Below are 23,060 nucleotides of genomic sequence, written 5' to 3'. Positions count from 1 at the left end.
GCCGGATCGACTGCGTTTATCTGCTTCGGGCCCTGCACCCCGCCTAAGCGGAATGCAGGGCCTTGAAGGAGGGGCCGCCGTCGGCCAGGCTTTTTACCAGCGGTAGTGGGCGAAGGCCTTGTTGGACTCGGCCATCTTGTGGGTGTCCTCGCGGCGCTTCACAGCTGCACCAAGACCGTTGGAAGCGTCCAGGATTTCGTTGCGCAGACGCTCAGTCATCGTCTTCTCGCGGCGGGCCTTGGAGTAGCCAACGAGCCAGCGCAGTGCCAGTGCAGTTGCACGGCCCGGCTTGACCTCAACCGGAACCTGGTAGGTGGCGCCGCCAACACGGCGGGACTTGACCTCAAGGCTCGGCTTGATGTTGTCCATGGCCTTCTTCAGGGCTGCAACCGGATCCTGTCCGGTCTTCTCCTGGGCGCCTGCAAGTGCACCGTAAACGATGCGCTCTGCGGTGGACTTCTTGCCGTCGACGAGGACCTTGTTGATCAGCTGCGTGACCAGCGGGGAGCCGTAGACGGGATCCAGTACGAGCGGCCGCTTGGGGGCCGGACCCTTGCGGGGCATATTACTTCTTCTCCATCTTCGCGCCGTAGCGGCTGCGAGCCTGCTTGCGGTTCTTGACACCCTGGGTATCGAGGGCACCGCGGACAATCTTGTAGCGGACACCGGGAAGGTCCTTCACACGACCGCCGCGCACCAGCACGATGGAGTGTTCCTGAAGGTTGTGACCCACACCGGGGATGTATGCGGTTACTTCGATGCCGCCGTTGAGGCGGACACGTGCAACCTTACGCAGAGCCGAGTTCGGCTTCTTCGGGGTGGTGGTGTAGACGCGGGTGCAGACACCACGGCGCATCGGGCTGCCCTTGAGGGCAGGAGCCTTGGTCTTGGAGACCTTGGGTGAGCGGCCCTTGCGGACCAGCTGCTGAATCGTAGGCACTTTCGTGTTCTCCGTTTTTTCTCGAGATAATTCTCTGGTTGCCTCGTCCCGCCGCCGGCTGGGAGCCGGTTCCGGGGCGACGCGCTTCAAGTCGTTGCCGCAATGCCCCGAGAAGTTCCGATATTCTCGCCGAAAGCGACCGTAGGCGTGCAAAAGTGTGGCATTCGTTGCGCAAGGACCCCGCAACCCGGAAACAGGCCCGCCCATTCCTTTCGGAATGCATTCCTCCGAGTATCTCACCACGGAGGGCACGCGAGCGGCCTTCATCCACTGCCACACAAACAATTGGTTTTCAGTCTAGCAGACTTAACGCGGACCTGGTGCGAGTGAGGCCAGCGTCACTAGCTGCGGGCCGTCAGGGCAGCGGTGATGGTGGCGGAAGCCTGCTGCAGGTGGGGCAGCACGCGGGCGGCTGCCTCTTCCACTGTAAGCCCCGCGGTGGCCTGCATGGACGTGTTCAGGGCTGCCACCACGGCACCCTTCGGGTCCAGCACCGGAACGGCCACGGAACGCAGCCCCAGCTCCAGCTCCTGGTCCACGATGGCCCAGCCCTGCTCCCGCGCCTGCGCCACGGCAGCACGCAGTTGCTCCGGGTCCGTGACGGTGCGGTCCGTCAGCGGGAGCAGTTCGGCGGTGGAGACGTAGTCCTCGAACCGGTCCTCGGGAAGCCCGGCGAGCAGGACCCTTCCCATGGAGGTGGCATAGGCAGGGAACCGGGTGCCCACGCTGATGCCGACGGTCATCAGCCGGCGGGTGTGGATGCGGGCAATGTAGACAATCTCGTCTCCGTCCAACACGGACGCCGACGTGGATTCGGAGATCTCCCGGGAGAGATCCTCCAGCACCGGCTGCGTGAGCTGGGGCAGGGACTGGCCGGAGAGATAGGAGTACCCCAGCTGCAGCACCAGCGCGGTGAGTTCGAAGGTCCGCCCGTCGGTGCGGACGTAGCCCAGCTGTGCGAGGGTGAGCAGGAACCGGCGCGCGGTTGCCCGGGTCAGCCCGGTGCGGCGGGACACCTCGCTCAGGGTCATCTGCACGTGGTCGGCATCGAACGCCCGGATCACCACCAGCCCGCGCGCCAGTGACTGCACGAACTGGCCGCTGGCCGCTGCCGTGGCGCTCATCTTTCCCCCAGGTGTTGTGTTACTGCCGGCCGTCTGCCGCGGCGCGGATCAGCGGAATGTCCATCCGTGCCGCCAGTTCTTCGAACGTGGTGCCGAAGGTTTCGCGGACGTGGACGCCGTCCTCCTTCAGCAGGAAGACCGCTTCACTAGTGTAGACGCGGGTGACGCAGCCGACGCCGGTGAGCGGATAGCTGCATTCCTGAACCAGTTTGCTGAGCCCGTCCTTGGTGAACAGGGACATCATCACGTAGACGTCCTTCGCACCGGTGGCCAGGTCCATGGCACCGCCCACTGCCGGGATGGCGTCAGGTGCGCCGGTGTGCCAGTTGGCCAGGTCGCCGGACGCCGAGACCTGGAACGCGCCCAGGACGCAGACGTCCAGATGCCCGCCGCGCATGATGGCAAAGGAGTCGGCATGGTGGAAGTAGGACGCGCCGGGCAGCTCGGTCACGGGGATCTTGCCGGCATTGATGAGATCCGGATCCACCTCGTCGCCGGTGGCCTCGGGGCCCATCCCCAGCATTCCGTTTTCGGTGTGCAGGGTGACGTGCTGTTCAGGCCGGAGGTAGTTGGAGACCAGGGTCGGCTGGCCGATACCCAGGTTCACGAAGGACCCGGGGGCAATGTCGGCCGCCACCAGGGCAGCCAGGTCATTCCTGTCCAGCTTTTCGGAAACGTTGCTCATGCTGCAGCCGGCGCTTTCTCCCGGTCCACGCGGACCAGGCTGTTGACGTAGATTCCGGGGGTGACCACAACTTCGGGGTCCATCTCGCCCACGTCGATGATCTCGCGGACCTGGACGATGGCGGTCTTCGCTGCGGTGGCCATGACCGGCCCGAAGTTCCTGGCCGTCTTCCGGTAGACGAGGTTGCCGGCCTTGTCCGCGCGCAGTGCCTTGATCAGGGCGAAGTCTGCATGCAGCGGAGTTTCGAAAACGTAGCCGCGGCCGTCGATCATCCGGGTTTCCTTGCCTTCGGCCAGCGGCGTGCCGTAGGCGGTGGGCGTAAAGAAGCCGCCGATGCCGGCGCCCGCGGCGCGGATGCGCTCGGCGAGGTTGCCCTGGGGCACCAGTTCCAGTTCGATCTCTCCGGCGCGGAATTTGGCGTCGAAGATCTGCGAATCGGTCTGCCGCGGGAAGGAGCAGATGATCTTCTTCACGCGGCCGGCGCCGATCAGGGCGGCGAGGCCCTGTTCGCCGTTGCCGGCATTGTTGTTGACGACGGTCAGATCCGTGGCGCCCTGGCGCAGCAGCGCCTCGATGAGCTCCACCGGCTGGCCGGCCCGGCCGAACCCGCCGATCATGACGGTGGCGCCGTCGTGGATGGGAGCGACGGCCTCATCGACGTCCTGCACTATGTTGAGCACGTTTTTCCTTACGTCTTCGGTGTCTGGATGCTTAGTTGGCGTTTTCGAGTACGACGGCGAGGCCCTGGCCCACGCCGATGCAGATGGCGGCCACGCCCCACCGCTCTCCGGATTCCTGCAGCCGGCGGGCCAGCGTGCCCAGGACGCGGGTGCCGGAGGCACCGAGCGGATGCCCGATGGCTACCGCGCCGCCCCAGGCATTAACGATCTCCGGGTCCACGTCCCAGGCGTCCAGGCAGGCCAGGGACTGGGCGGCGAAGGCCTCGTTGAGTTCCACTGCGCCGACGTCGCTCCAGCTGATGCCGGCACGCTTCAGTGCCGTGTTGGCGGCCTCCACGGGGGCATAGCCGAAGAACTGCGGTTCGTTGGCGGCGGCACCGCGGCCGGCGATCCGGGCCAGCGGGTCCAGGCCGAGGATCCCGGCGGCGTTTTCACTGCCCAGCCAGGCCGCGGACGCGCCGTCGTTCAGCGGGGAGGCGTTGCCTGCGGTGACGGTTCCGCCCGAGGCGTCATCGGAGACGGGGCGGAAGACGGTGCGCAGCGTGGCGAGCTTCTCCACAGTGGAACCGGCACGGATGCTTTCATCACGGTCCAGGTCCACGCCCTCGACGCCGACGGTCAGGTTGGCGTACTTGCCGTCTTCCCAGGCCTTGGCGGCCCGGGCGTGCGAAGCGGCGGCGAATTCGTCCTGGCGTTCGCGGGTAATGCCGTACTTCTCGCGCAGCTGTTCCGTGGCCTCGCCCAGGGACACGGTCCAGTCCTTGGGCATGGCCGGGTTGACCAGCCGCCAGCCGAGGGTGGTGGAGGCCAGGGTCTGGTCTCCGGCGGGGTAAGGCTTTTCGTTCTTGGGCAGCACCCAGGGGGCACGGCTCATGGACTCGACGCCGCCGACGAGCATCAGGTCCGCCTCGCCGGTGTTGATCTGCCGCGAGGCGATGATGGCCGCATCGAGCGAGGAACCGCACAGCCGGTTGACCGTGGTGCCGGGGATGCTGGTCGGCAGGCCTGCCAGCAGGGTGGCCATGCGGGCAACATTGCGGTTTTCCTCGCCGGCGCCGTTGGCGTTGCCGAAGAGCACTTCGTCGATGCGTTCGGGGTCCAGGCCGGGGGCCCGGGACACGGACGCCTTCAGGACCTGTGCGGCCAGGTCGTCCGGGCGGACTCCGGCGAGGGCGCCGCCGAACTTGCCGAAGGGGGTGCGGACTGCGTCGTAGATGAAGGCCTGGTTCACGGTGCTCCTAGAACTGGAAAGCGGAAACTGGAAGAGGTAGGGGAAGGGGGCGCGGGCTGCGGCTTACGCCGCTGCGTCGATTTCCCGGAAGACGCCCTGGGCCACCTTGAAGGCGGAATTGGCGGACGGAACGCCGCAGTAGATGGCGGACTGCAGCACGATCTCCTTGATCTCGTCACGGTCCAGGCCGTTGCGCAGCGCGGCGCGGACATGCATGGCGAACTCCTCCAGATGCCCGTGCGCTATCAGCGCGGTCAGCGTGATGGCGCTGCGCATGGTGCGCGGCAGGCCGGGACGGGTCCAGATGGTCCCCCAGGCGTACTGGGTGATGAGGTCCTGGAAATCCGTGGTGAATTCGTCCTTGCCGGCGTTGGCCCGGTCCACGTGTTCGGCGCCGAGGACTTCCCGGCGGACCGCCATGCCCTCGTTGTACACGTCCTGGCGGCTCTTGTTGGCGTCTGCAATCACTGTGTTATTTCCCTTCAAGGTACTGGGCGCCGAAGAAATCCTTCAGCAGGTCCGCGGTTGCCGCCGGCTGCTCCGCCGGAACCAGGTGCGCGGCATCATCAACGACGACGGCGGCTCCGTTCGCCACGCGGTCGGCGATCAGCTGCGCGAAGGACAGCGGGGTGACGGCGTCGTCGGCGCCCGCCACGGCGAGCACCGGAACCGTGATGTCCGGCAGCCGGCCGCGGACGTCGAAGGTCGCCAGTGCCCGGCAGCAGAGCGCGTAGGAGAAGCGGTCGGCGTCCTGCAGGGAGTGCAGCAGGGCGGCGGCGACGGCCGGTTCCCGGTCCATGAAGCCCGGGGCGAACCAGCGCTGTCCGGAACCGACCACCTGGGTGGGCGTGCCCTGGACGCGCACCGTTTCCGCCCGCTCTTCCCAGGCTGCGGTTTCGCCGATCTTGGCACCGGAGCACAGAACGGCTATGCCGTCGAACAGTGTCCCGTGGTCCAGGCCCAGCTGCAGCCCGACGGCGCCGCCCAGTGACACTCCGGCGTAGAAGACCGGTGCGTCGGCGGGGATGTCTCCCGCGCCGCGGGCACCGATCACCAGGGTGGCGACGGCGGCGGCAAGGTCCGCGACGCTGAAGGGCTCCTCGGCGGCGGGGCTGGCTCCGTGGCCGGGCAGGTCCCAGGCAAGGACCGTATAGGTGTCCAGCGCGGCGGCCGCCCGGCTCCACAACGGCAGGGCCGCGGTGCCCAGCGACGGTCCGGCAATCAGGACGGGGGCTTTGGGTCCGGCGTAGGAGAGGCGGGTGGCCTTGATGGCGGGGATGCTCATGCTGAGGGCTTTCCGGGGTAGGCAGTAGTGATCCGCTCGATGAGGGCGGCTGCTTCCCCTAGGTAAGAGGCGGGGTTGAGGAGATTCCGAAGCTCGGCATCGGAGAGGAGGTCGGTGGGGACGGCGCTGCGCAGCAGGTGTTCGAAGGGCTCGCCCGAGGAGAGCGAGCGGGCCACGGCGCCGCCAATGACTTCCTTGCCGCGTCCGGGCACGCCGTCGTCGAGCAGCGGGGCTGCAACGGCCATGATTTTTTCGCTGACCACCAGCGGGCCGGCGGTTTCCAGGTTCCGGGCCAGTGCGTCCGTGGAGACCTGGAGGCCTTCGGCCAGCTCGGCAAGTTTGGCGGCCGCTCCCCCGGCCAGGCGCAGCAGGGAGCGCAGGGCCTGCCATTCCACGTGCCAGGAACCGCTGGGCCGTTCATCGTCTGCGGCTGCTGCGGCGGCGTTGAGCTGCAGGCCGTAGCCGGGGGCGGCCAGGGCGGCGCTGCGGATCAGGACGGACAGGACCGGGTTCTGCTTCTGCGGCATGGCGGAGGACCCTCCGCGGCCGGCGGCGCGGGGTTCGGAGACCTCGCCGATTTCCGGGCGGCTGAGCAGCAGCACATCGTTGGCCATCTTGCCCGCTGCCGCGGTGAAGTCCTGCAGGGCGGCGCCGAGGGCGGTCACGGGCAGGCGGTTGGTCTGCCAGGGTGCCACGGGCTCCGCCAGGCCAAGGCCCTGGGCGAGGCTCGCGCTGAGGCTGAAGGCGGTGACCGGTGCCCCGTTCCCCGCGGCTGACCCGGCGGCCAGGCTCAGGGCGGCCATCGTTCCGGAGGCTCCGCCCCACTGCAGGGGAAGGTCGGCGGCAGCCGCGCGCAGGCCCTGGGCAGCGGCGCCGACGCCGTGCAGCCATTGCGCGGCACGCAGCCCGAAGGTGGAGGGCAGGGAGTGCTGGGTGAGGGTGCGGGCCACGCACAGGGTTGCCGCATGGCGCCGGGCCAGATCCCCGAGTGCGGCGGCAGCACGGTCCGCGTCCGCCAGGATGGTGTCCAGGGCACGGCGGGCCATCAGCATCAGAGCCGTGTCCATGATGTCCTGGCTGGTGGCACCGCGGTGGATCGCTGCCGCGGCCTTCGGGGATTGTGCCCGTGCCTGGGCCCGGAGGTCCGCCAGCAGCGGGATTACGGGGTTTCCGCCGCCCTGTGCACGTTCGGCAAGGGACGCCGTGTCATACCGGGAGGCGTCAGACACTGCGGCAACCACGGCCGGAGCTTCCGGATCGGCCAGTCCGGCGGAGGCCAGCACGCGCACCCATTCCAGTTCCACGTCCAGCAGGGCCTGGAGCAGCTGGCGGTCTCCGGTGAGGTCCGCGGCCGGGGTTCCCGCCCAGGCCGGGGAGAGCAGCCCGTAGTCCGCGCTGTCCGCTGCGCCCACGGCTACGCTCCGGGGTAGGCGAGGAAAACGGTCTCGTTTTCGCCCTGCAGGCAGATGTTCCAGCGCAGCCCGCCGTCCGCTTCGCGGGTGGCTATCAGGGTGCGGCGGCGGTCCTCGGGCAGCGAGGACAGCAGGGCGTCACGGGCGAGTGCCTCTTCGTCGTCCGGCAGGTACATGCGGGTGTGCAGCTTGTTCAGCAGTCCGCGGGCAAAAATGACCACGGAGATGAACGGGGCGGATCCCTCTTCCGTGGGGCCCGGGTTCACCGTGGTGAAGGTGTAGTTGCCGGCATTGTCGACGGCGGTGCGGCCCCAGCCGGTGAAGGTGTAGCCGTCACGGACGAGGGACCCGGTGCGCTGCGGGATGTTCCCGTCGGCGTCGGCCTGCCAGATTTCCAGCAGGGCGTCCGGAATGGTGTTTCCGGCGCCGTCGGTCACGGTGCCCTGCAGGCGGACGCTGCCGGGCATGCCCGGAGGCAGCAGCTGGTTGTCCTTCTCGAAGGGGAGGGCGTAGCCGTAGAACGGGCCGATGGTCTGGCCGGGCGTGGCGGTTAGCTTCTGCTCGCTCATTACTCTGCGTCCTCGTCTTCCATCCAGGTGCGGTTGCTGCCGGTGAGCACGATGTCCCAGTTGTAGCCGGTGGCCCATTCATGCGAGGTGATGTTGTGGTCATACGTGGCCACAAGCCGGTCCCGCGCCTTGGAGTCGGTAATCGACTGGTAGATCGGGTCCAGGGCGAAGAGCGGATCCCCGGGGAAGTACATCTGGGTGATCATGCGCTGGGTGAAGTCGGTGCCGAAGAGCGAGAAGTGGATGTGCGCGGGCCGCCAGGCGTTGTAGTGGTTCTTCCACGGGTACGGGCCGGGCTTGATGGTGGTGAATTCGTAGGAGCCGTCGTCCGTGGTGATGCAGCGGCCCACGCCGGTGAAGTTCGGGTCCAGTGGGGCGGGGTGCTGGTCGCGCTTGTGGATGTAGCGGCCGGCGGAATTGGCCTGCCAGATCTCCACCAGCTGGTTGCGGACCGGATGCCCGTCACCGTCGAGGATGCGCCCCCGGACGATGATCCGCTCCCCCATCGGCTCGCCGTTGTGCTGGATGGTGAGATCGCTTTCGAGCGCGTGGACATCCTGGTGCCCGAAGGCCGGGGACCACAGCTCAATGGTTTCGGGGTCCACGTGGTGCGGATCCTTGGTGGGGTGGCGCAGGAGCGAGCTGCGGTAAGGCGTGAAATCGATGCGGGGCTGGGTCTCCTCGGCGCCGCCGTCGTTCACCCCCTTGGCGTACTCGGCGTGGACCGAAGCGATTTCAGCGGAGATCTGGTCCTGCGAAGCCTCGGCGGCGTCCAGCTTCTCGATGACATGGCTGTCGGAGAAAAGGTCCTCTTCCATTTCCATGGGTCTTCCTTTCAAAGAAGCGCGCCCTCGCGCTCCGGCTTTTCAAGCACCACGTGGTCGAGACCACAATAACACGGCTTGTTCATTGGATGGACAAATGTTCACTATGCGAACTCAGGTGTTGGGCCACCCCGTGTAGGCCTCGGCCAGGTAGGCGCTGCCGTGCCGGGAGGCGACGACGCCGCTCAGCTCGCCCAGCGCACGCTTGCGTTCAAACAGCGTGGCATCTGCACGGGTGTGCAGCATCGAGGTCATCCAGTAGGAGAAGTTCTGCGCCCGCCAGACCCGCTTCAACGCCTTGTCGCTGTAGCCGTCCAGCAGTTCCGCGGAGCGGGTGGCGTAGAAGGAATCAATGGCCTCGAACAGTACCCGCACGTCGGCCAGGGCGAGGTTCAGGCCCTTGGCGCCCGTGGGCGGAACGGTGTGCCCGGCGTCTCCGGCCAGGAACAGGTTGCCGTACCGCAGCGGTTCGCATACATAGCTGCGGAATTTGAGCACCGTCTTCTCAAAGACGGGTCCCCGTGTCAGCTGGAAGCCGTCGGGGCCGTCCACCCGGGCCTGGAGCTCGTCCCAGATGCGTTCCTCACTCCAGGACTGCGCATCCTCGTTCGGATCGCACTGGAAGTACATCCGCTGGACCTCGTCGTTGCGCTGGCTGATCAGGGCGAAGCCGCGGTCCGAGTTGGCATAGATCAGTTCAGGTGCGCTGGGGGCGGCACGGGTCAGGATGCCGAACCAGGCGAAGGGGTATTCGATAAAGTTGTCCGTCCGGGCTTCCTTCGGGATGGAGCGCTTGCAGATGCCGCCGGACCCGTCCGAGCCGACCAGGATTTCACAGTGGATTTCGAAGTCCCGGCCGTCGCTGTCGGTGAAGAGGATTTTCGGTGTGTCCGTCGCCAGGTCCACGACGGCGGTGTCGCTGACTCCGTAGCGGACGTCGCCGTGGTCCCGCTCGCGGGCGGCGGCGAGGTCGGTGAACACCTCGTTCTGCGGGTACAGCCACACGGACTCCCCCACCAGGTCTTCAAAGTCGATGCGGTGGCTTTCCCCGCCGAAACGCAGGTCGATTCCCTCGTGCCGGTAGCCCTCGCTGAGCACCCGGTCGCTGACGCCGGTCTCGGTGAGCATCCGGACGCTGCCGTGCTCCAGGATCCCCGCCCGGTGCGTGGTGCGGATGGTTTCATGGTCCCGTTTTTCCACCACGATGTTCTCGATGCCGGACTTGGCCAGCAGGTGCGACAGCATCAGCCCTGCGGGGCCGCCGCCCACAATGCCGACCTGCGTTTTGAGAATTGTGCGCTCTGCACCCATCATCGAACTCCTTTGGAAACTTTGTAGCGGACACTACCTTCCAGTGTGACTGCCGGCACACGGGGTGCTCCAAAGTGATTCTCATTCATTGGGAAATGAGCCTGGCCCGGTCGGGCGGCCGGGCGCCGGTCCCGGGTCAGGTCCGGTGATGCGGTCCCGCCGCCTCGGTGCGGACCCCGAGGCCCCGGGATATGCCGCGGGCGGCGGTCATCAGTGCCGGGACGGTTGCGGGGATGTCCTCGGCTCCGGTCGGCACGACCACGCCGATCGCGGCCACTGCGGTGCTGCCCGCCCCGAAAACGGGCACCGCGATCCCGGTGGTATCGGCCACGACGGCGCCGGGCAGGCTGGCGCTGCCTTCCAGGCGCATGCGGGCCCAGGCCGCCCGCAGGCTCTTTTCCCCGGCGGCGTCGAGGTCCCGCCGCTGCAGGTAGGCTTCCTGCACGTGCCGGGGCGAGTGGGCCATCATCACCATCCCCGAAGAGGAAACGTGGACGGGGAGCCGGCCGGCTACCTTGGCGTGGTTCAGCACCGATCCGTGGCTGGACAGGCGCTCGATGAAGAGAACCTCGTCCTGGCGGAGCACGGACAGCTGGGTGTGCTGCCGGACCACTGCCTGGATGTCCTCCATGAACGGCATCGCTATCTGTTTCAGGCCCAGCGCCGCGGAGCTGCGGTTGGCCAGTTCCCACAGACGCAGGCCGAGGCGGATGCCTCCGTCGGGTTCGCGTTGGAGGAAGCCGTGCCCCATGAGGTCCTTCACGATCCGGTGGGCGGTGGACAGGGGCAGATCCGCGCGGCGGGCCAGCACGGCCACGGGCATGGACTGGTGCGTGTCATCGAAGGCACTGATGATCCTGACGATCCGGCTGGTCATGGATTCGCCGGTGGGGGAATTCGCCATGTTCCTCATTCTGGCACAGCGCCGGTGCGGAGGCCGGGGCCCCGCCCGGGGGCTTAAACGCGGCAGGTCCCGCACCCTGAGGGTGCGGGACCTGCCGTTGGTGTGCGCTTTCCTTAGCGGAAGTCGCTGCCCATGTCGTAGTCATCCAGCGGGATGGCGTGGAACTCAGGGCTCAGGCCGCCGTCAACGCCGGCGTAGTCGAAGTCGCTGAAGGCGCTCGGGCCGGTGAACAGGTTGGCCTTTGCTTCCTCGGTCGGCTCGACAGTGACCTCGGTGTAACGGGGCAGGCCCGTTCCGGCCGGGATCAGCTTACCGATGATGACGTTCTCCTTGAGGCCGAGCAGCGGATCGCTCTTGCCTTCCATGGCAGCCTGCGTCAGGACGCGGGTTGTCTCCTGGAAGGAAGCTGCGGACAGCCAGGACTCGGTGGCCAGGGAGGCCTTGGTGATGCCCATCAGTTCCGGACGGCCCGAAGCAGGCTTCTTGCCTTCCGAAACCACGCGGCGGTTCTCGCTCTCGAAGCGGCGGCGTTCGGTCAGCTCACCCGGGAGCAGATCGGAGTCGCCGGATTCGATCACGGTCACGCGGCGCAGCATCTGGCGGACAATAACCTCGACGTGCTTGTCGTGGATACCCACACCCTGGCTGCGGTACACGCGCTGGACTTCGTCCACCAGGAATTCCTGTGCCTTGCGCGGGCCGAGGATACGGAGGATCTGCTTGGGATCCACCGCACCGAAGACCAGCTGCTGGCCAACCTCGACGTGGTCGCCGTCGGCAACCAGGAGGCGGGCACGGCGCAGGACCGGGTACGCGATTTCTTCCGAACCGTCATCGGGAGTGACAACCAGACGCATCTGGCGGTCGGTCTCTTCGATGGTGACCCGGCCCGCGGTCTCGGAGATCGGAGCAACGCCCTTAGGCGTACGTGCTTCGAAGAGCTCCTGGATACGGGGCAGACCCTGGGTGATGTCCTCAGCGGAAGCAACACCACCGGTGTGGAAGGTACGCATGGTCAGCTGGGTACCCGGCTCACCAATGGACTGTGCGGCAATGATACCCACGGCCTCGCCGATGTCCACGGTCTTACCCGTGGCCAGGGAGCGGCCGTAGCAGAGTGCACAGGTACCGACGGCGGACTCACAGGTGAGTACGGAGCGGACCTTGATGTCCGTGACGCCGGCTTCGAACAGCTTGGCGATGAGGACGTCGCCCACATCGTCGCCGCCCTTGGCCAGGACATTGCCCTGCGCATCGGAGACGTCGGTGGCCAGCGTACGTGCGTACGCCGAGTTCTCGACCTCTTCGTGCAGCTGCAGCTCGCCGTTGGCGTCCGGAACCGCGATGGTCACGTTCAGGCCGCGCTCGGTACCGCAGTCTTCCTCGCGGACAATGACGTCCTGGGAAACGTCCACCAGACGGCGGGTCAGGTAACCCGAGTTGGCGGTACGCAGTGCGGTATCGGCAAGACCCTTACGGGCACCGTGGGTGGCGATGAAGTATTCCAGCACCGACAGGCCCTCGCGGTAGGAGGACTTGATCGGGCGAGGGATGATCTCGCCCTTAGGGTTGGCCACCAGACCGCGGATACCGGCAATCTGCCGGACCTGCAGCCAGTTACCACGGGCACCGGAGGACACCATGCGGTTGATGTTGTTGAATTCGGGCATGTTCGCCCGCATTGCAGCAGCAACCTCGTTGGTGGCCTTGTTCCAGATGTCGATCAGTTCCTGGCGGCGCTCGTCTTCGGCGATCAGGCCCTTGCCGTACTGGCTTTCAACCTTCGCAGCCTGGGCTTCGTAGCCTTCCATAATGGCCGGCTTGTCGATCGGAGCCGCGATATCGGAGATGGCGACGGTAACGCCCGAGCGGGTGGCCCAGTAGAAACCGGCGTCCTTCAGGTTATCCAGCGTGGCCGCCGTGACGACCTTCGGGTACCTCTCGGCGAGATCGTTGACGATCGTCGAGAGCTGGCCCTTATCGGCAACTTCCGGCACCCACGGGTAATCCGCAGGCAGCGTCTGGTTGAAGATGACCTGTCCGAGGGAGGTTTCGATGAGGGCAGGAGTGCCTTCTTCCCAACCTTCCGGAGCGGGCTGTCCTGCGCTGGGGACGAAGCCGTCCACGCGCATCTTCACCAGGGCGTTCAGGTGCAGTTCACCCATGTCGAAGGCCATGATGGCTTCGGCCTGGGACCCGAACACGCGGCCTTCACCGACAGCACCGGGGCGCTTGGTGGTGAGGTGGTGCAGGCCGATGATCATATCCTGCGAAGGCAGGGTGACCGGGCGGCCGTCGGACGGCTTCAGGATGTTGTTCGAGGACAGCATCAGGATGCGTGCTTCGGCCTGCGCTTCGGGGCTCAGCGGCAGGTGCACTGCCATCTGGTCACCGTCGAAGTCGGCGTTGAAGGCGCCGCAGACCAGCGGGTGCAGCTGAAGGGCCTTACCTTCAACGAGCTGCGGCTCGAAGGCCTGGATGCCGAGGCGGTGCAGGGTGGGTGCACGGTTGAGGAGCACCGGGTGTTCGGTGATGATCTCTTCCAGTACGTCCCAGACCTGCGGACGGAAACGCTCGACCATGCGCTTGGCGCTCTTGATGTTCTGTGCGTGGTTGAGGTCAACCAGGCGCTTCATCACGAACGGCTTGAAGAGCTCCAGCGCCATCTGCTTGGGCAGGCCGCACTGGTGCAGCTTCAGCTGCGGGCCGACGACGATCACGGAACGGCCGGAGTAGTCAACGCGCTTACCCAGCAGGTTCTGGCGGAAGCGGCCCTGCTTGCCCTTGAGCATGTCGGACAGCGACTTCAGCGGACGGTTGCCCGGTCCGGTGACCGGACGGCCGCGGCGGCCGTTGTCGAACAGGGAGTCAACAGCTTCCTGGAGCATCCGCTTTTCGTTGTTCACGATGATCTCGGGGGCACCGAGATCCAGCAGGCGCTTCAGGCGGTTGTTGCGGTTGATAACACGGCGGTACAGATCGTTGAGGTCCGACGTCGCGAAACGGCCGCCGTCGAGCTGGACCATCGGGCGCAGTTCCGGCGGGATGACCGGAACGGCGTCCAGGACCATGCCCAGCGGGCTGTTCGTGGTGGTCAGGAACGCGTTGACAACCTTCAGGCGCTTCAGGGCACGCGTCTTGCGCTGGCCCTTGCCGTTCTGGATGATGTCGCGCAGGTTCTCGGACTCGGCCTGCATGTCGAAGTCTTCAAGACGCTTCTTGATGGCTTCGGCACCCATGGAGCCTTCGAAGTACAGACCGTAACGGTCACGCAGTTCGCGGTAGAGGCCTTCGTCGCCTTCCAGGTCACCGACCTTGAGGTTCTTGAACCGGTCCCAGACCTGCTCAAGGCGCTCAATGTTGTTGTCGGCGTCGCGGCGGACCTTGGCCATCTGGCGGTCGGCGGAGTCGCGGGCCTTCTTCTTGTCGGCAGCCTTGGCGCCTTCGCCCTCGAGGCGGGCAATCTCGCCTTCGAGGTCCTTGGCAATCGCGGCAATGTCGGAGTCGCGCTGGTCAACGAGGTGCTTGCGCTCCAGGTCGTGCTCGGCCTGCAGGTTCGGCAGTTCGGCGTGGCGGTTTTCCTCGTCGACGGAGGTGATCATGTAGGCAGCGAAGTAGATGACCTTTTCAAGGTCCTTCGGCGCCAGGTCCAGCAGGTAGCCCAGGCGGGACGGGACACCCTTGAAGTACCAGATGTGGGTGACCGGAGCGGCGAGCTCAATGTGGCCCATGCGTTCGCGGCGCACCTTGGCTCGGGTGACCTCGACGCCGCAGCGCTCACAGATGATGCCCTTGAAGCGGACGCGCTTGTACTTACCGCAGTAGCATTCCCAGTCGCGGGAAGGACCGAAGATCTTTTCGCAGAAAAGACCGTCCTTCTCCGGCTTCAGGGTTCGGTAGTTGATGGTTTCCGGCTTCTTGACTTCGCCGTAAGACCAGCCGCGGATTTCATCCGCGGTGGCAAGGCCGATTCGCATGAGGCCGAACGTGGAATCGTTGGACATGGGTCCCTGTTCTCTCTTGTTCTCTAAATCTGAATGTCTCGGGTGCGGAAAAGATTGAAGGTGACCATCAGGGCCGGCGCCAGCCGGTCCGGGTTAGGCGGCTTTAATATTCCGTGCGAGCTCTGCGAGCTGCGGAATTTCGTTGCCGCCGTTCCGGACCGTCCTGGCGCCGACCAGGACGGATCTACCAGCTAAACCTCTTCGACGGAGCTGGGCTCTGCACGGGACAGATCGATACCCAGTTCCTCCGCGGCCCGGAAGACTTCTTCATCCGAGTCACGCATTTCAATCGTGTTGCCTTCGGTGGAGAGGACTTCCACGTTCAGGCAGAGCGACTGCATTTCCTTGATCAGGACCTTGAACGATTCCGGAACGCCGGGCTCCGGGATGTTCTCGCCCTTGACGATGGCTTCGTAGACCTTCACGCGGCCATGGATGTCATCGGACTTGATCGTGAGCAGTTCCTGAAGCGTGTAGGCGGCGCCGTACGCTTCCAGGGCCCAGACTTCCATCTCACCGAAGCGCTGGCCGCCGAACTGTGCCTTACCACCCAGCGGCTGCTGCGTGATCATGGAGTACGGTCCGGTGGAGCGTGCGTGGATCTTGTCGTCCACCAGGTGGTGGAGCTTCAGGATGTACATGTAGCCGACGGAGATCGGGTCCGGGAACGGCTGGCCGGAGCGGCCGTCGAACATCCGGGCCTTGCCCGAGGCACCGATCAGGCGGTTGCCGTCACGGGTCACGTTGGTGGAGTCGAGCAGGTTGATGATCTCGTCCTCGCTGGCACCGTCGAACACCGGGGTGGCGACGGTGGTGGGGCCGGTCTCGCGGGGCAGGTTCGGCAGGTCCTTGACCCAGTCCGGCTCGCCCTCGATCTTCCAGCCCTGCTTGGCAGCCCAGCCGAGGTGGATTTCCAGGACCTGTCCGACGTTCATTCGGCCCGGAACACCCAGCGGGTTCAGGATGATGTCGACGGGGGTTCCGTCTTCCATGAACGGCATGTCTTCGATCGGGAGGATCTTGGAGATGACGCCCTTGTTGCCGTGGCGGCCGGCCAGCTTGTCGCCGTCCGTGATCTTGCGCTTGTGCGCCACGTAGACGCGGACCAGCTGGTTGACGCCCGGGGGCAGCTCGTCGTCGTTGTCGCGGTCGAAGATACGGACGCCGATGACGGTGCCGGACTCGCCGTGGGGAACCTTCAGGGACGTGTCGCGGACTTCGCGGCTCTTCTCGCCGAAGATGGCGCGCAGCAGGCGCTCCTCCGGGGTCAGTTCCGTTTCGCCCTTCGGGGTGACGCGGCCAACCAGGATGTCGCCTGCTTCAACCTCGGCACCGATGTGGATGATGCCGCGCTCGTCGAGCTGCGAGAGCACCTCTTCGGAGACGTTGGGGATGTCGCGGGTGATTTCCTCGGCACCAAGCTTGGTGTCGCGGGCGTCAACCTCGTGCTCCTCGATGTGGATCGAGGTCAGGACATCGTCGGAGACCATGCGCTGGGACAGGATGATGGCATCTTCGTAGTTGTGGCCTTCCCATGACATGAATGCCACGAGCAGGTTCTTACCAAGGGCCAGTTCACCCTGGTCCGTTGCGGGACCGTCGGCGATGATGCTGTTGACCTCAACCCGGGCGCCTTCGGAGACCAGCACGCGCTGGTTGTAGGCGTTGCCCTGGTTGGAGCGCTCGAACTTCATGATCGGGTAGCTGGTCTCGGTGCCGTCGTCGTTCATGACGGTGACGATGTCAGCGGAAACCTCGGTGACAACACCGGGCTTCTTGGCGGTGACGGAGTCGCCGGCATCCACGGCGGTGTACTTCTCCATGCCGGTGCCCACAACGGGACGCTCGGAACGGAGCAGCGGCACAGCCTGGCGCTGCATGTTCGCACCCATGAGGGCGCGGTTGGCGTCATCGTGCTCCAGGAACGGAATCAGGGCCGTAGCCACCGACACCATCTGGCGCGGGGAGACGTCCATGTACTCGACCTCGTTGGGCTCAACGAGGACGGGCTCACCGGAACCGCCGCGGGCACGGACGAGGACGAGGTCCTCGGCGAAGTGCTGGTCGGCGCGCAGCGGGGCGTTTGCCTGGGCAATGGTGCGCTCAACTTCGTCATCGGCGGTCAGGTAGTCGACCTTGTCGGTGACTACGCCTTCCTCGACCTTGCGGTACGGGGTTTCGATGAAGCCGAAGGCATTGATGCGGCCGTAGGAAGCCAGCGAACCGATCAGGCCGATGTTCGGGCCTTCAGGGGTTTCGATGGGGCACATGCGTCCGTAGTGGGACGGGTGCACATCTCGGACTTCCATGCCTGCACGGTCACGGGACAGACCGCCCGGGCCCAGTGCGGACAGGCGGCGCTTGTGCGTCAGGCCGGCCAGCGGGTTGTTCTGGTCCATGAACTGCGAGAGCTGGGAGGTTCCGAAGAACTCCTTGATCGCAGCAACGACCGGACGGATGTTGATCAGGGTCTGCGGCGTAATGGCCTCGACGTCCTGGGTGGTCATCCGTTCGCGGACGACGCGCTCCATGCGGGACAGGCCCGTACGGATCTGGTTTTCGATCAGTTCGCCGACGGCGCGGATGCGGCGGTTGCCGAAGTGGTCAATGTCGTCGACCTCGACGCGGATGTCCACGTCGTCGCCGTTGCGCTTGCCCGGAACCGTCTTTTCGCCGGCGTGCAGTGCCACGAGGAACTTGATCATGGCGACAATGTCGTCATTGTTCAGCACCGAAGCATCGGGGTCCGTCAGGGGCTTGTCGATGCCGAGCTTGCGGTTGATCTTGTAACGGCCAACCTTGGCCAGGTCGTAGCGCTTCGGGTTGAAGTACAGGTTGTCCAGCAGGGTCTGGGCAGCCTCAACCGTGGGCGGCTCGCCCGGACGGAGCTTGCGGTAGATGTCCAGCAGGGCATCTTCGCGGGTTTCGGTGGGGTCCTTTTCCAGGGTGGCCCGGATGGAGTCGTATTCGCCGAAGGTCTCGAGGATCTGGCCTTCGGTCCAGCCCAGTGCCTTGAGCAGCACAGTAACGGACTGCTTGCGCTTGCGGTCCAGGCGGACGCCCACCTGGTCGCGCTTGTCGATCTCCAGTTCGAACCATGCACCGCGGGAAGGAATGATCTTCGCGGTGTAGATGTCCTTGTCACTGGTCTTGTCCGCGGTGCGCTCGAAGTAGGCGCCCGGGGAACGGACCAGCTGGGAAACAACAACACGCTCAGTGCCGTTGATGACGAACGTTCCCTTGTTTGTCATGAGGGGGAAGTCGCCCATGAACACGGTCTGCTGCTTGATTTCACCCGTGTTGTTGTTCATGAATTCGGCTTTAACGTACAAAGGGGCCGAGTACGTAGCGTCCCGGTCCTTGCACTCCGCCACGGTGTACTTCGGGTCGGCAAACTCCGGCTCCGAGAAGCTCAGGGACATGGTGCCCTGGAAGTCTTCAATCGGGGAGATTTCCTCGAAGATGTCAGCGAGGCCGGAAGTGGTGGCAATACCCTGTTCGCCGGTCTCCCGTGCCTTTTCAACGCGCGCTTTCCAGCGCTCGTTGCCGACGAGCCAGTCGAAGCTGTCCGTCTGCAGGGCAAGAAGATTGGGAACGTCAAGCGGTTCGTGAATCTTTGCGAATGAAATCCGGGAAGCTGCGTTCTCCGGATTAGTAGCGGTTTCGTTATTAGAGGTGCTCGAGGCGACCAAGAGGGATCCTTCCACAGACCTTCAGGCGTGTTTCACGCCTCCTCCCCTGCACGATCCGGACCGAGTCCGTGTGCGTCCCGATGTCCGGCGCGGGGCACATCCACAGGTTGCGGATACTGCCCGGCACGGAACGAAGCCCACCGCTATATGAAGGCTGAAGGTTAACAGGAGGAAGCAAATATCCACTATAGGGCATTATGGGCAGACAAGTCTAGCCGGTATTTGCACCCTGCTTCGCTCGACCCCCCGAAAGGACGTCCCGGGACGGAATCTCCAGCGAAGGAAATCCCCGGTATGAGGGGGAGCTACAGGCAACACCGGCGCACCGTTCACGCATCGGATACAGATACCTTACCGCACAACGGCGGTTTTGTGCTTCCCGTGCAGTGTGCGGCACCTCGGGCGCATGTGACGGCTGTCTCCCCCGGCACCGTCCGGTGGCGTAGCCTTATCCGTGTCTTCTCCTGTCTTGGCCGACTCCTTGACCGGCGAACGCAGTCTTCAACGACGAATACAACGACGAAAGCGACTTCCGAGTGACTAACGCACCCATCCACCCCTCCGCCGCCCGTGACGGATCGGCAGTTCCCGAAGTGGTTATCGTAGGGGGTGCCCGCACGCCCCAGGGCCGGCTGAACGGCCAGCTCGCACCGTTCACCGCCGTCGAGCTTGGCGGCTTTGCCATCAAGGGCGCACTGGACCGGTCCGGAGTTGCGCCGGCGGATGTGGATTCCGTCATCATGGGCCATGTAGTGCAGGCGGGGTGCGGACAGAACCCCGCCCGCCAGTCCTCCATCAAGGCGGGAATCGGCTGGGATGTCCCCGCGGTCACCGTCAACAAGGTCTGCCTGTCCGGCCTGGCCGCCGTGATTGACGCTGCCCGGCTGATCCGGGGCGGCGAGGCCACCGTAGTGGTGGCCGGCGGCCAGGAATCCATGAGCCGCGGTCCCCACCTGCTTCCCGGCTCCCGGCAGGGCTGGAACTACGGAAACATTTCGGCGCTGGACTCCGTGGCGCATGACGGCCTGACCGATGCCTTCGACAACGACTCCATGGGTATCTCCACCGAACGCGGGAACACCAAACTCGCCATCAAGCGGCTGGAACAGGACGAAGTTGCCGCCGCCTCCCACCAGCGTGCCGCCGCCGCCATGGCTGCCGGCGTCTTCGAGGCGGAGATTGTTCCCGTGTCCGTGCCGCAGCGCCGCGGGGAGCCGTTGGTACTGACCTCCGACGAGGGCGTGCGCCCCAACACCACGGTGGACACCCTGGCGGGCCTGCGGCCGGCATTCGACGCCGAGGGCACCATCACGGCAGGCAACTCCTCCCCCCTCTCGGACGGAGCCGCAGCCCTGATCCTCACCACCCGCGCCTACGCCGCGGAGCACGGACTGGAAGTCCTCGCGTCCGTCGGCCTGCCGGGCCAGGTGGCCGGGCCGGACAACACCCTGCACTCCCAGCCCTCCAACGCCCTCTTCGCAGCGTTGGGCCGGGCCGGCTGGAACGTGTCCGATCTGGACTTCATCGAAATCAACGAGGCCTTCGGCGCCGTCGCGGTCCAGTCCCTGAACGAGCTGGGCATGGACCTGGAACAGTGCAACCTGCACGGCGGGGCGATCGCGCTGGGCCACCCCATCGGGGCGTCCGGTGCCCGGCTCGCACTCACGGCTGCGCACGAGCTGTTCCGGCGGGGCTCAGGCCGTGCCGGCGTCGCCCTCTGCGGCGGCGGCGGACAGGGCGAGGCCCTGCTGCTCTTCCGCGAAGAGTCCTAGCCGGTCAGGGCCAGGGCCGCCGTCGCTGCCGTCACGGTCACCACGGCGGCGGCCCCGCTTGCGGCGATGAAGCGGCCCCACTGTACCGCCACGCCCATGGACCGCATCCGGTCATACCAGAGCAGCGTGGCCAGGGAACCCCACGGCGTCACGATTGCTCCCAGATCGACCCCCACCAGCAGTGCCGCGAGGCGTACCGGGCTGCCTGCCGCCGGTTCCAGTGCCAGGTAGGCCGGGAGGTTGTTCACGGCGTTGGACGCAAGGGCGCCGGCCCCGGCCAGCCGCAGCAGGTCGCCGAAGCCTTCCCCCGACCCGGCGGCCTGCGCCAGGAGAGTACCCAGCCCGTGGCTGTGGGCCGTTTGGACCAGGATGAACAGGCTCACTGCCAGGACCACCGGCATAACCGGCAGCATGTCCGCGCTGAAGGCACTCCTTTGCCGGAACAGGAACCCGGCAGCGAGCACGGCCGCGGCAGCGGTGGAGGGAATGGCGACATTGATGCCGCTGACCAGTGCGGGCAGCAGCAGTGCCACCACCACTGCGCTCAGGATGAGCAGGGCACGGTCCGGCACCTGTTCCGGATCAGCCCGAAGGGTATACCGGCCGTGCAGGAACCGCCGGAAGGCAAGCCAGAGGAGCACGGACGGCACCACGATGCCTGCCGCGGCCGGCGCCCAGACGGTGGACGCGTACTCCAGCGGATGCAGCCCTGCCTTCTGCTGGGCGAGGAGGTTCGTGAGGTTCGAGACGGGCAGGAGCAGGGAGGCCGTGTTGGCCAGCCACACCGTGCTTAGGGCGAAGATGATCGGCGGAATCCCCGCCTCGACGGCCAGCGCCACCACAAGCGGCGTTATCAGCACCACGGCCGTATCCAGGGAAAGGAACGCGCTGGACGCCGCGGTCAAGGCCAGCACCAGGATCCAGAGAGTGAAGGTACGTCCCCGTCCCAGCCCCGCAGTGAAGCGGGTCAGGACGCGGAAGAGGCCGGCGGCATCCGCCAGGTGACTGACAACAGTGGCCGCCGTCACGAAGACCATGATGGGGCCGATCCGGGCCATCAGGGCGGCGGCTTCGGATGCCGGCAGCGCACCGGTCAGCGCGCATGCTGCGGCAGCCGCGGCCAGCACGCCCACCACCAGTGCCTGTCGCATTCCGGGCCGTTTCCTTGGTTGCCTCCGCCGGTTGATGCCGGCTGCTGCTGCTGCCGGAACGCCCCGCCGGGCGGACTTTTTCAGTTGATGAACGCAGAAAGACCCCGCCCAATGGACGGGGTCTTTCCGATTTTTACAGCCGAAGCCGTAAAAGGAAAACTACTTGACGGTGACGGTGGCGCCGGCAGCTTCGAGAGCGTCCTTGGCCTTGTCAGCGGCTTCCTTGTTGGCGCCTTCGAGGACGGCCTTCGGAGCGCTGTCAACCAGGTCCTTGGCTTCCTTCAGACCCAGGGAAGTCAGGGCACGGACTTCCTTGATCACTGCGATCTTCTTGTCGCCGGCAGCTTCGAGGATGACGTCGAATTCGGTCTTCTCTTCAGCGGCTTCAGCGGCACCGGCAGCGGGGCCTGCAACTGCAACAGCAGCGGCGGTGACGTCGAACGTCTCCTCGAAGAGCTTCACGAAATCGGAGAGCTCGATGATGGACAGTTCCTTGAAAGCTTCAATGAGCTCTTCGTTGGTGAGCTTCGCCATGGTGTGGCGTCCTTCCTATAGTTGGTGCACGCAGGCACCGGAGATTGGTGGAGAAGAGGATTTACTCTTCGGTGGCTGCTTCTGCGGCCGGAGCTTCTTCTGCAGCGGCCGGAGCCTCTTCTGCAGCGGAGTCAGCGGGGGCGCCGCTTTCCTCTTCGAGCTTCATGCGCAGTGCGTCAGCCGTGCGGGCGAGCATGGACATCGGTGCCTTGAGGACACCGGCGACGCGTGCAAGCTGGAACTCACGGGACTCAAGGGCAGCCAGTGCGGCTACACCGGAGGCATCCAGGGCGTTGCCCTCGAAGATACCGGTCTTGATGATGAGCTGCGGGTTGGTCTTGGCAAAATCCGTCAGGCTCTTTGCAGCTGCAACTGCGTCACCCTTGATGAAGGCGATTGCAGTAGGTCCGGCAAGCTGGCCTTCGAACGCGTCGATGCCGGCTTCCTTGGCTGCAATGCCAGTCAGGGTGTTCTTGACGACCGAGTACTTGGTGTCCTGGCCGAGCGAACGACGCAGCTCCTTGAGCTGTGCAACGGTGAGCCCGCGGTATTCGGTTAGGACAGCAGCGGTCGATTCCTTGAAATCGGTGGTGATCTCCTCGACTGCTGACACCTTTGTTGGCGTTGCCATAACCCTCCTTCCGGGGAAATAGTGCCGGTGGATCGGGTCCCGAACATAAAAAACGCCCCGGGCAGATGCACGGGGCTTCACTCTACGGACACACGAAGTTCCAAAAGTTCAGTTCGTTCACCTGCGCAGGCCGCCCTTTAGGCAAGGGACTTTCGGATGTATCTCCAACCGGATTCCACGCGTGGAGGGCTGAGGGTTCAGCCATACGGTGGGATTGAATGCACATCGACCGACGGTCTTTGGTAGTTCCAGAGTACGGGAGAATGCGGTGGAGGCCAAATCGCCTGAGGGCGGCGGATGACGGGCGGGTC

At 65.6% G+C, this 23,060-nt stretch carries 19 protein-coding genes; 1 reads left to right on the top strand and 18 read right to left on the bottom strand.

Annotated elements, in window-relative coordinates; genetic code table 11:
• Positions 1-93: 93 nt before the first annotated feature.
• The 15 genes from rpsG to rpoB all read right to left on the bottom strand — a co-directional run bounded on the left by rpsG (position 94) and on the right by rpoB (position 18,661).
• Positions 94-564 carry a 30S ribosomal protein S7 gene (gene rpsG / locus GD627_RS04580; protein WP_146361062.1) on the bottom strand — a complete coding sequence of 157 codons (471 nt, stop codon included), beginning with the start codon at positions 562-564 and terminating at the stop codon, positions 94-96.
• 1 nt (position 565) lies between these two features.
• The gene (gene rpsL, locus GD627_RS04575; protein ID WP_146361060.1) at positions 566-940 is read right to left on the bottom strand and encodes a 30S ribosomal protein S12; all 375 of its coding nucleotides are present in this window, start codon (positions 938-940) and stop codon (positions 566-568) included.
• A 341-nt stretch (positions 941-1,281) separates the two neighbouring features.
• Positions 1,282-2,064, bottom strand: coding sequence for an IclR family transcriptional regulator domain-containing protein (locus tag GD627_RS04570; protein ID WP_152271511.1), 783 nt, complete (start codon positions 2,062-2,064; stop codon positions 1,282-1,284).
• Between the two features lie 19 nt (positions 2,065-2,083).
• Complete coding sequence (locus GD627_RS04565) at positions 2,084-2,749, bottom strand: 3-oxoacid CoA-transferase subunit B (RefSeq protein ID WP_152271510.1); 666 nt, start codon at positions 2,747-2,749, stop codon at positions 2,084-2,086.
• Positions 2,746-3,429 (bottom strand): 3-oxoacid CoA-transferase subunit A, encoded by a 684-nt coding sequence (locus GD627_RS04560; protein ID WP_152271509.1) that lies wholly within the window; start codon positions 3,427-3,429, stop codon positions 2,746-2,748. Before GD627_RS04560 ends, GD627_RS04565 begins: the two co-directional genes overlap by 4 nt.
• 31 nt (positions 3,430-3,460) lie before the next feature.
• A complete protein-coding gene (locus GD627_RS04555; RefSeq protein ID WP_152271508.1) occupies positions 3,461-4,660 on the bottom strand; it encodes a thiolase family protein in 1,200 nt (399 codons plus the stop codon).
• A gap of 63 nt (positions 4,661-4,723) precedes the next feature.
• On the bottom strand, positions 4,724-5,128 hold the full coding sequence (pcaC, locus tag GD627_RS04550; RefSeq protein WP_227918757.1) for a 4-carboxymuconolactone decarboxylase: 405 nt from the start codon (positions 5,126-5,128) through the stop codon (positions 4,724-4,726).
• Positions 5,129-5,132: 4 nt separating this feature from the next.
• On the bottom strand, positions 5,133-5,945 hold the full coding sequence (locus GD627_RS04545) for an alpha/beta fold hydrolase (protein WP_152271507.1): 813 nt from the start codon (positions 5,943-5,945) through the stop codon (positions 5,133-5,135).
• On the bottom strand, positions 5,942-7,357 hold the full coding sequence (locus GD627_RS04540) for a lyase family protein (protein ID WP_152271506.1): 1,416 nt from the start codon (positions 7,355-7,357) through the stop codon (positions 5,942-5,944). The genes GD627_RS04545 and GD627_RS04540 overlap by 4 nt, the downstream gene beginning before the upstream one ends.
• 2 nt (positions 7,358-7,359) lie before the next feature.
• On the bottom strand, positions 7,360-7,926 hold the full coding sequence (gene pcaG, locus GD627_RS04535) for a protocatechuate 3,4-dioxygenase subunit alpha (protein ID WP_152271505.1): 567 nt from the start codon (positions 7,924-7,926) through the stop codon (positions 7,360-7,362).
• Positions 7,926-8,744 carry a protocatechuate 3,4-dioxygenase subunit beta gene (gene pcaH / locus GD627_RS04530; RefSeq protein ID WP_152271770.1) on the bottom strand — a complete coding sequence of 273 codons (819 nt, stop codon included), beginning with the start codon at positions 8,742-8,744 and terminating at the stop codon, positions 7,926-7,928. The genes pcaG and pcaH overlap by 1 nt, the downstream gene beginning before the upstream one ends.
• A 120-nt stretch (positions 8,745-8,864) precedes the next feature.
• Positions 8,865-10,061, bottom strand: a complete 1,197-nt coding sequence (locus tag GD627_RS04525; RefSeq protein ID WP_152271504.1) for a 4-hydroxybenzoate 3-monooxygenase — start codon at positions 10,059-10,061, stop codon at positions 8,865-8,867.
• 136 nt (positions 10,062-10,197) lie between these two features.
• Entirely contained in the window at positions 10,198-10,965 is a 768-nt protein-coding gene (locus tag GD627_RS04520) for an IclR family transcriptional regulator (protein WP_152271503.1), read from the bottom strand.
• A gap of 113 nt (positions 10,966-11,078) precedes the next feature.
• The gene (locus GD627_RS04515) at positions 11,079-14,969 is read right to left on the bottom strand and encodes a DNA-directed RNA polymerase subunit beta' (protein ID WP_146361041.1); all 3,891 of its coding nucleotides are present in this window, start codon (positions 14,967-14,969) and stop codon (positions 11,079-11,081) included.
• Positions 14,970-15,160: 191 nt separating this feature from the next.
• Positions 15,161-18,661 carry a DNA-directed RNA polymerase subunit beta gene (gene rpoB / locus GD627_RS04510; RefSeq protein WP_152271502.1) on the bottom strand — a complete coding sequence of 1,167 codons (3,501 nt, stop codon included), beginning with the start codon at positions 18,659-18,661 and terminating at the stop codon, positions 15,161-15,163.
• 536 nt (positions 18,662-19,197) lie between these two features.
• On the opposite strand from rpoB, the gene GD627_RS04505 reads away from it, so the two are divergent.
• Positions 19,198-20,433 (top strand): acetyl-CoA C-acetyltransferase, encoded by a 1,236-nt coding sequence (locus GD627_RS04505; RefSeq protein WP_246165312.1) that lies wholly within the window; start codon positions 19,198-19,200, stop codon positions 20,431-20,433.
• Here the strand turns inward: GD627_RS04505 and GD627_RS04500 are convergent.
• The 3 genes from GD627_RS04500 to rplJ form a co-directional block, all read right to left on the bottom strand.
• Positions 20,430-21,584: an ArsB/NhaD family transporter gene (locus GD627_RS04500; protein WP_152271501.1), complete on the bottom strand. Its 1,155-nt coding sequence runs from the start codon at positions 21,582-21,584 to the stop codon at positions 20,430-20,432. The two genes, GD627_RS04505 and GD627_RS04500, sit on opposite strands and share 4 nt — an antisense overlap.
• 159 nt (positions 21,585-21,743) lie before the next feature.
• Positions 21,744-22,118 carry a 50S ribosomal protein L7/L12 gene (rplL, locus tag GD627_RS04495; RefSeq protein WP_146361035.1) on the bottom strand — a complete coding sequence of 125 codons (375 nt, stop codon included), beginning with the start codon at positions 22,116-22,118 and terminating at the stop codon, positions 21,744-21,746.
• A 61-nt stretch (positions 22,119-22,179) separates the two neighbouring features.
• Positions 22,180-22,749 (bottom strand): 50S ribosomal protein L10, encoded by a 570-nt coding sequence (gene rplJ / locus GD627_RS04490; RefSeq protein WP_146361032.1) that lies wholly within the window; start codon positions 22,747-22,749, stop codon positions 22,180-22,182.
• Between the last annotated feature and the right edge of the window lie 311 nt (positions 22,750-23,060).

Origin of the sequence: Arthrobacter yangruifuii, from assembly GCF_009192775.1 — a bacterium.
Lineage (GTDB): Bacteria > Actinomycetota > Actinomycetes > Actinomycetales > Micrococcaceae > Arthrobacter_B > Arthrobacter_B yangruifuii.
The sequence above is the reverse complement of the archived record's forward strand: the minus strand, read 5'-3'. Positions and strand labels throughout refer to the sequence as shown.

What these genes read in the sequence shown, in the direction of transcription:
- rpsG (WP_146361062.1), bottom strand. Translation starts at nt 564, where the DNA reads ATGCCCCGCAAGGGTCCGGCCCCCAAGCGGCCGCTCGTACTGGATCCC.
- rplJ (WP_146361032.1), bottom strand. Translation starts at nt 22,749, where the DNA reads ATGGCAACGCCAACAAAGGTGTCAGCAGTCGAGGAGATCACCACCGAT.
- pcaG (WP_152271505.1), bottom strand. Translation starts at nt 7,926, where the DNA reads ATGAGCGAGCAGAAGCTAACCGCCACGCCCGGCCAGACCATCGGCCCG.
- GD627_RS04515 (WP_146361041.1), bottom strand. Translation starts at nt 14,969, where the DNA reads ATGTCCAACGATTCCACGTTCGGCCTCATGCGAATCGGCCTTGCCACC.
- GD627_RS04545 (WP_152271507.1), bottom strand. Translation starts at nt 5,945, where the DNA reads ATGAGCATCCCCGCCATCAAGGCCACCCGCCTCTCCTACGCCGGACCC.
- GD627_RS04570 (WP_152271511.1), bottom strand. Translation starts at nt 2,064, where the DNA reads ATGAGCGCCACGGCAGCGGCCAGCGGCCAGTTCGTGCAGTCACTGGCG.
- rplL (WP_146361035.1), bottom strand. Translation starts at nt 22,118, where the DNA reads ATGGCGAAGCTCACCAACGAAGAGCTCATTGAAGCTTTCAAGGAACTG.
- GD627_RS04500 (WP_152271501.1), bottom strand. Translation starts at nt 21,584, where the DNA reads ATGCGACAGGCACTGGTGGTGGGCGTGCTGGCCGCGGCTGCCGCAGCA.
- pcaH (WP_152271770.1), bottom strand. Translation starts at nt 8,744, where the DNA reads ATGGAAGAGGACCTTTTCTCCGACAGCCATGTCATCGAGAAGCTGGAC.
- GD627_RS04565 (WP_152271510.1), bottom strand. Translation starts at nt 2,749, where the DNA reads ATGAGCAACGTTTCCGAAAAGCTGGACAGGAATGACCTGGCTGCCCTG.
- GD627_RS04525 (WP_152271504.1), bottom strand. Translation starts at nt 10,061, where the DNA reads ATGGGTGCAGAGCGCACAATTCTCAAAACGCAGGTCGGCATTGTGGGC.
- GD627_RS04520 (WP_152271503.1), bottom strand. Translation starts at nt 10,965, where the DNA reads ATGGCGAATTCCCCCACCGGCGAATCCATGACCAGCCGGATCGTCAGG.